This is a genomic window from Mycoplasma todarodis (assembly GCF_004335995.1).
Lineage (GTDB): Bacteria > Bacillota_I > Bacilli_A > Mycoplasmatales > Metamycoplasmataceae > Mycoplasma_K > Mycoplasma_K todarodis.
Genome location: NZ_PSZP01000038.1, coordinates 1 through 5,962 on the forward strand (window position 1 = coordinate 1; position 5,962 = coordinate 5,962).

General features: G+C 30.2%; 3 protein-coding genes. All 3 read left to right on the forward strand.

All coding sequences use genetic code 4. From position 1 onward, the window contains the following. Window positions 1-773: hypothetical protein (locus C4B25_RS04755; protein ID WP_210725179.1), on the forward strand; the 773-nt coding region annotated here is incomplete at its 5' end. Window positions 774-1,028: 255 nt separating this feature from the next. Then, window positions 1,029-4,994, forward strand: a complete 3,966-nt coding sequence (locus C4B25_RS03825; protein WP_131613725.1) for a hypothetical protein — start codon at window positions 1,029-1,031, stop codon at window positions 4,992-4,994. A 402-nt stretch (window positions 4,995-5,396) separates the two neighbouring features. Beyond that, on the forward strand, window positions 5,397-5,962 hold a 566-nt coding region (locus C4B25_RS03830), incomplete at its 3' end, for a hypothetical protein (RefSeq protein WP_210725180.1).

A 5,962-nucleotide genomic window follows, 5' to 3' on the forward strand; every position in this document is an offset into this window, starting at 1 on the left:
CAAAAACTACTGCTGACAAAGCACTTGCTGCTAACGAAGCAGACATCAAAGCTAAACAAGCAACAAAAGATACTGCTGATCAAACACTAACTGATGCAAACACAGCAAAAACTACTGCTGACAAAGCACTTGCTGCTAACAAAGCAGACATCAAAGCTAAACAAGCAACAAAAGATACCGCTGATCAAACATTAACTGATGCAAACACAGCAAAAGATACTGCTAACAAAGCGCTTGCTGCTAACGAAGCAGACATCAAAGCTAAACAAGCAACAAAAGATACTGCTGATCAAACATTAACTGATGCAAACACAGCAAAAGATACTGCTGACAAAGCACTTGCTGCTAACGAAGCAGACATCAAAGCTAAACAAGCAACAAAAGATACTGCTGTTGCTACATTAGAAAAGGCAACAAAAGACGAAAAAGAATCAAAATCAAAATTAGATAAGGATAATGAATCAATCGAAAACTTAAACTATAAAGATACAAATGATAATTCTGTTAAGACTGTTAGTGACGTTATTGCTGCAAAAGGTTTCGTTAAGGAAACTAAAGTTGAAGGGGTAGCAATAATAGCTAACGCTCATAAAAGCGAAACCATTGACAAATTTAAAAAAGAATGAGAAGCGGTTCTGGGTAAAAAATACAAACATAAAATTGAGTTAAAAAATGTGGAAACAATAGAAGAAATTAATAATAAAGCTAATGGATTACTTGAAAATAAAGTGAAAAGTCAATCATTAGAAATGTCACTAGAAAACTTATATTAATAAAAAATTCCTATATGTATAGGAGTTTTTTTTATGAGCTTTAAAAGGGTTAACCCATTGTATTTATGCATAATATTTGAAAAAAAATAAAATGCATATAAGTAAAAAAAAGACTAATAGCACTAAAAAAAGTATATAATTCTTCATATATATTTGTAAAATACAATTTTTATAAGTTTAAAAAGGTTTGAAATAAAAACTTTATTTTAAATGACAATACTCAAAATATAAAGAAAATTACATTAGGAGATAAATATGAATAAAACAATTAAGAACGGATCATTAGGAGCGATAGCATTATTATCAGCCGCTACCATAGGTGTAGGAACAATTCTTGCAACACGAACTACAGATAATGATGACAAACTTTTATCATTAAAAGAATCAATGTCAAACGTTGTTAAAAAAGTGGAAGTTCCAGAAAAAGATGCATTAGGGATCTCTGAGATAAAAGACCTTGAAAACAAAATTAACCAAAGTGTTCAAAACTACTTTGTGTGAAGTGAAGGTGAAAAGAAATTTGTTACCGTTTCAATCAAATTGAATGAAAACAAAGTTATTGGCTTCAAAGAAATCAAATCAAAGGTTAATGATTTTTATAATAATTCGAATAATTGAAAAACTCCCGTTGATATTGTTGAAGAGATGAAAAAAATTAATGCAGCAAAAGATACTGCTGCAAAGGCTGCTGCAGATCTTAAAACTTCAAAAGATAAAGCTGAAAAATTAAAATCTAATAAAGCAAATGCTGATAAAGCTGTGGCGGATGCAAAAGATGCTGCCGACAAAGCTGCTGCAATTCTTAAAACTGTAAATGATAAAGCTGTGAAATTAAAATCTGATAAAGATACTGCTGATAAAGCTGTAACAGCTGCAAAAGATACTGCCGACAAAGCTGCTGCAGATCTTGATGCTGCGAAAAATAAAACTGCAAAATTAAAATCTGATAAAGATGCTGCTGATAAAGCTGTAACAGCTGCAAAAGATGCTGCTGACAAGGCTACTGCAGATCTTAAAGTTGTGACTGATAAAACTGCGAAATTAAAATCTGACAAAGCTGCTGCTGATAAAACAGCAACAGCTGCAAAAGATGCTGCTGATAAAGCCAATGCAGAGCTTAAAGCTGTAAAAGATAAAGTAGCAAAATTAAAAGCTAACAAAGCTACTGCTGATAAAGCCGCAACATCTGCAAAAGATGCCGCTGATAAAGCTGCTGCAGATCTTAAAGTTTCAAAAGATAAAACTGCAAAATTAAAATCTAATAAAACAAATGCTGACAAAGCTGCAGCGGATGCAAAAGATGTTGCTGACAAAGCTGCTGCAGATCTTAAAACTGTAAATGATAAAGCTGTGAAATTAAAAGAAGATGCTAAGAAAGCTGCATTAAAAGTTGAATCTATTAAGGGGAAAATCCAAAAAACCAATGAGGATATTGCGAAGGCTGGAGAAGATCTTTCAAAGCTTAAAAATGATTTAAAAAACGCAAGAGAATTATTAAAAGAAAAAGAAAATAAAAGTCAAGAATTAGATAAAAAGTTGATTGCTGCAGAAGCTGCTAAGAAAAAAGCAGAAAATGATAATAAATCAGCAGAAAAACTTTTTAAAAGTTTTGAAAAAGAAGCTAAAGATAATGAAGATTCACTTGAAACAGAAAAAAACAAAACCAAAGACTTAGAAGCTGCATTAAAAACTGCGACAGAAAAAGTTGAATTAGCTAAAAAGAAAGCAGAAATTGCTGATGGAAATGTAAGTTCAGAACAATTCAAAACAAATGACTTATTCAAAAAAGTTGAAGATGCAAAAAAACTTGTTGCTGATTTAGAAAAAAAATCTACTGATATTATGAAAAAACTCGGGGATTTAATGATTAAATCAGGAACAACGATAACTAATAAAAAACTTGAAAATAACAATAAGATAAAAGAACTTATGAAAAAAGATAGTGAATTAAGAGATAAACGTAAACAGTTGCTTCAAAAAAGAAAAGATGAATCAAATCCAACTATACTAAAAAGCCAAATCAAGGTATTAAAACAGAGCATTGAAAAAAATGCAAAAGCATTCAACGATATGGTTTTAAAATATGCTCGTAAACATACTAAAAAAATGGTGATGACAAAGCAAGACGCTAAAAATCAATTAGCTAATCTTCTAAAAATGGAAAAAGAACAAGAAACTCTAAAAGCTTTATATGAAGCAAAACTTGCAAAAATAAATTCACTTATCAAAGAATTTGGAAATAAACAACAAACCGACAAGAACAAACAAATATTAAAACAACTGACATGAGGAAAATCACACATGAGTGAAAACGTTGTTAAACACACAAGTGAACTTCTTAAAGAAATTCGAAATGAACAAGTCAGAATGAATAAAATCATAAAAGGTCAAATAAAAAACCAAAAATGAAGTGCAAATAATAGATTAACTCTTATGGATAACAAAAAAGATTTTGAAGAATTCCAAAGAATAAGAGGAGTTTTAGAAAAAGAACGAACTGAACAATTTAGAAAAATGCTTCTAAAAGCAGGGTTGGTAGACAAGTGAGCAGATCAAAAAGAATTTGATAGACTTGGTGAAGAAGATAAGAAGGTTGCGGCTGAACTTAAAGTAGCAAATGAAAACAAAAAAAGACTTGAAAAAGAAGAAACTGACATTTCAAAAGAGGTGGATGATACAAATGCACTCCGTGAAAAAACAAGTGATGAATTAGGGGCAGCTAGAAAAGCATTAGATGCAGCTGAAAAAGCATTGAAAGATAATGAAGATACTATCAATAAAGCTGAAGAAGCTAGAAAAAAAGCATCTAATGAATTAGGTAAAGCAATAACAGCGAAAAACAATGCTGCAGAAAATCTTAAAGATAATAAAGAAGCAATAGAAAAAGCAAAAGACCTTGTAAATTCTGTTAAACCAATGATTCCTTTATCTAAAAAAAGATTTGAAACAAGTAAAGCTAATTTAGAAAAGAAACTAGCTGAAGTTAAGCAAACAAAACAAGCAATTACTGATAACAAAAAAGAAATTGAAGAAATTAAAAATAAAATACAAGATTTAGAGAAACAAATCAAAGATAAAGAAGATGTGATTAAAGTAAAAAATAACGATTTAAAAAATCAAAATACTGAATTAGAATCCGCTAATAAAGAACAAGTTAAAGCCGACAAGGCAAATACCGATAACAAAGCAGATATCAAAGCGAAAACAACAGCAAAAGATACTGCTGATAAGGTATTAACTGATGCAACAACTGCAAAAGCAACTGCTGACAAAGCAAATGCTGATAATGATGCAGATATCAAAGCGAAAACAACAGCAAAAGATACTGCTGATCAAGCATTAACTGATGCAAACAAAGCAAAAATTGCTGCTGACAAAGCAATTACTGATAATGAAAAAGATATTAAAGCAAAAGAAGCGACAAAAGCAACAACTGATGCTGAATCAACTGATGCAAACAAAGCAAAAACTATCGCTGACAAAGCAGATGCTGATAATGAAAAAGATATCGAAACAAAAACAACAGCAAAAGCTGTTGCCGACAAAGCATTGACTGATGCAACAGCTGCAAAAGATGCTGCTGACAAAGCAATTGCTGATAATGAAAAAGATATCGAAACAAAAACAACCGCAAAAGATGCTGCTGACAAAGCGTTGACTGATGCAACAGCTGCAAAAGATGCTGCTGACAAAGCAGATGCTGATAATAAAAAAGACATCAAAACAAAAGAAGCGACAAAAGCAACAACTGATGTTGCATTAACTAATGCAAACAAAGCAAAAATTGCCACTGACAAAGCAATTGCTGATAATGAAAAAGATATTAAAGCAAAAACAATAGCAAAAGATGATGCTGACGAAGCATTAACTGTTGCTAATAAAAAACTTTCAGATCTTATTGGAAAAGGGAAATTCGTAGATGAAAAACACACACCAATAACATCGATAGAGAAACTTCGTAATTCAGGTAAAGTGTATAAAACTGTTAATAAAGAGGAAGTAAATAAAAATAAAGTGATGGTACCTCTAGCAAACACACATAAACAAGTTACGATAGATAAATACAAGAAAGAATGAAAAGAATTATTATCAAAAACATTTAATAATAAAGAAGTGGAAATAAAAGCAACAACTATAGAAGGAATTGAAATGGAAGTTGGGGTAATATTAGAACCAACAAACACTTATTCATTAAACACATCAATTTCTGAATTGTATTAATAAAACATTCCTAATGGAGTGTTTTTTATTTTTTTTAAACATTAAAAAATCATTTAGATTCATAAAACATGTATATACCAAAAAAATGTCTTTTTGTGACCGAACACAATGTTATTTTTTAAATGCATACATTTTTTTGCTCTGTTTAAAACACTTAAAAAATAGTGCTATTACTTTAAAAAATAGGTTTTTTAACTTAAAAAAACTAAAAAGTTAAAAAAAACTAACAAAGTTTCAATATAAAAGTATATAATTAATAAATATATTTTCAAGTCTTTTTTTAGTTACTTAAAGATTTCAATTTGAAACATAAATTTATGTCAAATAAGAGACTATTTGAAAATGTATCAATATATAAATAATAAAGCTTCATTTAAGGAGTTTATTACGTTAGGAGAAATTATGAATAAAAAAACAAAAGCTGGAACATTAGGAGTAATAACTCTATTATCACTAGGAATTATTGGGGCTGGAACAGCCTTAGTTTTAAGAACAACACAAGAAGGTAATAACAATGGCATTGGTGTGGCATCCAGTGCGAAAGTTTCTGCACAAAATATTGGCGAGATTGCGCGTCCTGATTTTGATAGTCTTAATAAAGAAGCAAGAAAAAGCTTGCAAGATAAAATTAATCACGGACTTAAAAATTTCGAAATTAACAAAAGAATTGATCTAGAAAATAAGTTTGGAGATAAGGAAAATGTTAAGAAAGTTGAAGTCTTAAATTTTGTGAAAGAGTTTCTTGAAGGAATTAATAAAGAAACACAAACAAAGCTTGAAGCTGAAAAAGCTAAAACAGCTGATCTAAACAAAAAACTTTCTGATGCTAAAACAGCAGAAGCAACAGCTAAATCTAATTCAGATAAAGCAACTCAATCTTTAGCCAATGCAAAAGCTAAAACAGCTGATCTAAACAAAAAACTTACTGATGCTAAAACAGCAGAAGCAACAGCTAAATCTAATTCAGA